Raw genomic sequence first — 4,883 nt, forward strand, 5'->3', positions numbered from 1 at the left:
TTCTTCTTTCTTCTCCCAGATGTGGCGCCCCACTGTCGCCACCCCGGCGCCCGGCGCGGTGCCCAAGCCGCTGGACCTGGTCGCCTGCATGAAGCATCCGCCGATGCCGCCGCAGTTTCTGGCCGAGGGCTCGGACAAAGTCACCATCAACGGCCAACCGGCCGTGCGCAGCGGCGACCGCACCACCTGCGACGCCAAGGTGGTGGGTTCTGGGCTGATCTCATCCAACGTCACCATTGGTGGCGGCTCGGTGGTGGTGCGCGAGATCCGCAGCGGCAAGACCCCGGGCGTGGGGCTGGCGGTCACCGCGTTGCTGATGCTCAAGGGCGGCAAAGGCAAGTTCTTCAGCAAACTGCCGTGCATGCTGATCGGCGGCGCGACGTCGATGGCCGTCAGCAGCGCCATGAGCGCCATGGCCAACGCGGCCATGGGTTCGTCGAACCCGGTGCACGCCGCGACCGGGGCCAAGGTGCTGGGGGGCGATGATGAGCTGGATTTCGTGTTGCCCGGTGTCTTGCCGATGGATTGGCAACGCTTCTACAACAGCCGCGACGAGCGCCGCGACGGGGTGTTCGGCGCGGGCTGGAGCGTGTCCTACGAAGTGTGCGTGGAAATCCTGCCTCACCCGGAGGGCGGGGAAACGCTGGTGTACACCGATGAGCAGGCCCGGCGCATCGACATGGGTTCGATCCCCTTGGGCGGTGCGGTGTTCAGCGCGGGTGAAGGACTGAGCGTTCGACGGCACGTTAATGGGCAGTTGTTGATTGAAAGCGATGACGGCCTGTACCGCTTGTTCAATCCAACGCCAGGCAATACAACGCTGCTGCGCCTTGATCAATTGGGCGACCGCAACGACAACCGCATCTACCTCGACTATGACGAAACCGGACGATTGTCACGCCTGCGGGACACCTTCGATCTGGTGCAGGTCGAGCTGATTCATGAAGGCGGTCGCGTGGCTCGGGTTGAACGCCTGTACCCCGACCAACGCCGCGAAGTGCTCGTCAGCTACGGCTACGACACAATGAGCAATCTGGCCGAAGTGCGCGACGCCACCGGCCTGGTGCAACGGCGTTTCGCCTACGACGCCGGGCGGCGAATGGTCGAGCATCAATTGCCCACGGGGCTGCGATGCTTCTATGAATGGGTGTTGGTTGAAGACCGTGAATGGCGCGTGGTCCGCCACTGGACCGACGAGGGCGATACTTACCGGTTCGACTATGACCTCGTCGCCGGTGTCACGCGCATCACCGATGGCTCGCAGCGCATCAGTACACGGCGCTGGAACAGCCAGCACCAGATCACCGAGTACACCGACAACCTCGGCCAGACCTGGCAGTTCGAGTGGAACGACGAGCGCCAATTGCTCAGCGCCACCGACCCGCAGGGCGGGCGCTACGAATACAGCTACGACGACGCCGGCAACCTGATCGGCGAAACCGACCCGCTGGGCCGCAGTGACTCGACCCTATGGCTGGAACACTGGGCCTTGCCGCTGGTGGAAACCGATGCCGCGGGCAACAGCTGGCAATATCGCTACGATCAGCGCGGCAACTGCATCGCCGAAACCGATCCGCTGGGCCACATCACCCGCTACCGCTACGACACTCACGGCCAGGTCGTCGAGATCATCGACGCCGCCGGCAAAAGCAAAAAACTGCGCTGGAACCCGTTCGGCCAACTGGTCGAACACATCGATTGTTCGAGTTATCCGACGCGGTTCAGCTACGACAACCGGGGCTATCTGCAAACCATCACCGATGCCCTCGGCGAACGCACCCAGTTCAGCTACGACGCCCAGGGGCGGTTACTCAGCAGCCAGTTGCCGGACGGCCGCACCGAGCAGTATCAGCGCGACGTCAGCGGCCAGTTGACCGGTTATACCGACCCGGCCGGGCACACCACGCTCTATCAACATAACCGTCGCGGCCAGGTGCGCCAGCGCACCGACGCCCATGGCCGGCAGGTGCAGTTCGGGTACGACAGCTATGGGCGGCTGCAGGCGCTGACCAACGAAAACGGCGAGAGTTATCGGTTTGCCTGGGATGCTGGAGACCGGCTGACCGAACAACAAGACCTCGACGGCAGCGCCAAGCGCTACACCTATGATTTGCTGGATAACGTCGCGGCGGTCACAGCGATTCCGGCGCCTTACGGCAACGGTCTGGCCGTCGTCCCCGAAGCACCGCCGGCCCCCATCGTTCATCGGCTGGAACGCGACGCCGTTGGCCGGCTGATCGCCAAAGTCACCGACGATGGCCGCACCGACTACAGCTACGACCCACTGGACCAGCTCACCGCCGTCACCTTCACCGACCACCACGGCAACGTCCAAGCCCTGAGCTTCGCCTACGATGCCCTCGGCCAGTTGCTCAAAGAACAAAGTACGGCCGGCAATCTGCAGCACCACTACGACGAACTCGGCAACCTGATCCAGACCCAACTGCCCGACGGGCGCTGGCTCAATCGCCTGTACTACGGCAGCGGCCACCTGCACCAGATCAACCTCGACGGCCAGGTCATCAGCGACTTCGAACGCGACCGCCTGCACCGCGAAGTGCTGCGCACCCAAGGCCAGCTCAGCACCCGCAGCGAATACGACCGCAGCGGCCGCTTGCGCTCACGCCAACGCCGCCTTAACAGCCAGCCATCGCTGATGCCCGCAGCGGCGCAAAAGCACTTCGAGTACGACCCCGCCGACAACCTGATCGGCAAACTCGACCAGCAACCCGCCGCGCAACACCGCCAACTGCTGCACTACGACGCCACCGGCCGCATCATCGCCAGCCAGGACAGCCTGCACGGCCAGCGCGAAACCTTCGCCTACGACGCCGCCGCCAACCTGCTGGACGGCCCGCAACCCGGTGCCGGGCTAGTGGTGCACAACAAACTGCTGACCTATCAGGACAAACGCTACCGCTATGACGCGTTTGGCCGGCTGATCGAAAAACGCAGCGCTAAACGGGGCTTGCAGCGCTTCGGTTACGACGCTGAGAGCCGATTGATTGAAGTGCGCAACGAAAACGGCAGCGTCGTCAAAATGACCTACGACCCGCTGGGCCGACGCATTGAAAAAACCGAGCACGACACCCACGGCTACCCACTCGGCGAAACCCGCTTCACCTGGGACGGGCTGCGCCTGTTGCAGGAACATCGCCATCAGCAGACCAGCCTCTACCTCTACGAAGACGAAGGTTACGAACCCCTGGCCCGCGTCGACGGCACCGGCCCGCTGCAAAAAATCCGCTACTACCACAACGACGTCAACGGTCTGCCGGAACAGCTCACCGAGGCGGACGGCCACAACGTCTGGCAGGCGACTTATCGGGTGTGGGGCAACACGCTAGAGGAGGTGCGCGAGCCGTACTACATTGAAGAGCAGAACCTACGATTCCAGGGGCAGTACCTGGACCGGGAGACGGGGCTGCATTTCAATACGTTCAGGTTCTATGATCCGGATGTGGGGCGGTTTACGACGCCGGATCCGATTGGGTTGGCGGGGGGAATCAATCTCTATCAATATGCGCCAAACCCTCTGACGTGGATGGACCCATGGGGATGGGCATGCAAAAGCGCAGTCAGTGGCAATAAAGGCCGAACCAAGGCGATCTATGACCTTAAGCGAAATGGGTTTAAGGTCGTCGCTGAAGAAGTCACCATGAAGGTCAATGGGAAACGTATTCGGGCTGACTTCGTGGCCAAAGACCGAAACGGAAAACTGCACGTATTTGAAGTGAAGCACGGCACCGGGAAGTTGACCCCTAACCAAATCGACTCCAAAGTCTTCGACATGACTAAGCCGGCCAACACCACACAACATTTGGGGGGAGGCACGATAAAACCTTCAGCCGGCACGCAGGGTACCTTCAAGGTTGATACCAAAGGAAAGCCGGGGGTGCCGCTGGGTGGGAAAGGCACACAGCACAACGCAACCTTCAATCTCTTAATCTACAAGTGAACATAATGAGCATAGAAATTCGTAAAAGCTTGGAAGTGGAATTACTGGCGGAGCTAAAAAAGATAACGTCGTCCCACTTGGACCTGAAAGCAAGCAAAAACAAACTTGGCCTACTTTCCTCCAAGGAAAAACTCGGGGAGATTTACATACAACACTTGACCAAGGCCGACGGCTACTATGCGGGCCTGGAGATTTATACATGCGAGGCATTTAGCTTCTGCATAAACAAATCACCGCCCTATCAGAGCCGACTGTTGAACTCATCTTTTTTGTCGAAAAGTTCATTATCGGAAGAAACAAAACAGTTTGGTGACGAGCTGGGCGGCATCATTAGAACCCCATCGCCTGATGAAATAAGCGCAACAGTCAAAAAAATAAACGAACGGCTGATGAAATTTTACTTATCAAAGGCAGAGAACGGCATCCTTGGTACGCCTTCATTAATTGATGACGTATTAGCGGAACCTGACAACTATGCGTACCCCTTTCTAACCGCATTATTTGCAGCGCAAAAAAATGACCTGAGCCTGGACTCAGACGTTTTCAGAAAAGTCCTCGCAACCAAATCAATATTTGGAAACAAACAATTTGATCTGGCTTTGGCAAATAAAATTCTGGGGATAGGTAACAAGTAAACCGCATCAACCGGTTTACGACGGCTGCGCCACCGAGCGGGAGCAAGCTCCCTCGCCACGAACCGCAGGGCTGCCCGAAGCATGGCACCGGCCCGCTGCAAAAAATCCGCTACTACCACAACGACCTCAACGGCCTGCCGGAACAGCTGTAAACGCTCCATGAACCTCACATTCAAAGCCGCCACCTGATCCCCAATGCTGTGCTTCCGATTCCTTTCCGGAGCCAGCACCTCATGATGCGTCCCGACGCAAAAGTCGAAAAAGTCTATCTCTACCCCAAGCCCGTCGAC

2 protein-coding genes are annotated in these 4,883 nt (G+C 59.4%); both read left to right on the plus strand.

The annotated features are described in order from the left end of the window. On the plus strand, positions 1-3,958 hold a 3,958-nt coding region (locus tag AC1DIH_RS28040), incomplete at its 5' end, for an RHS repeat-associated core domain-containing protein (RefSeq protein ID WP_477774072.1). Positions 3,959-3,963: 5 nt separating this feature from the next. Further along, positions 3,964-4,593, plus strand: coding sequence for a hypothetical protein (locus AC1DIH_RS28045; RefSeq protein WP_477774073.1), 630 nt, complete (start codon positions 3,964-3,966; stop codon positions 4,591-4,593). The last annotated feature ends 290 nt before the right edge of the window (positions 4,594-4,883 follow it).

This window comes from Pseudomonas sp. 05N36, assembly GCF_056397385.1.

What these genes read in the sequence shown, in the direction of transcription:
- AC1DIH_RS28045 (WP_477774073.1), top strand. Translation starts at nt 3,964, where the DNA reads ATGAGCATAGAAATTCGTAAAAGCTTGGAAGTGGAATTACTGGCGGAG.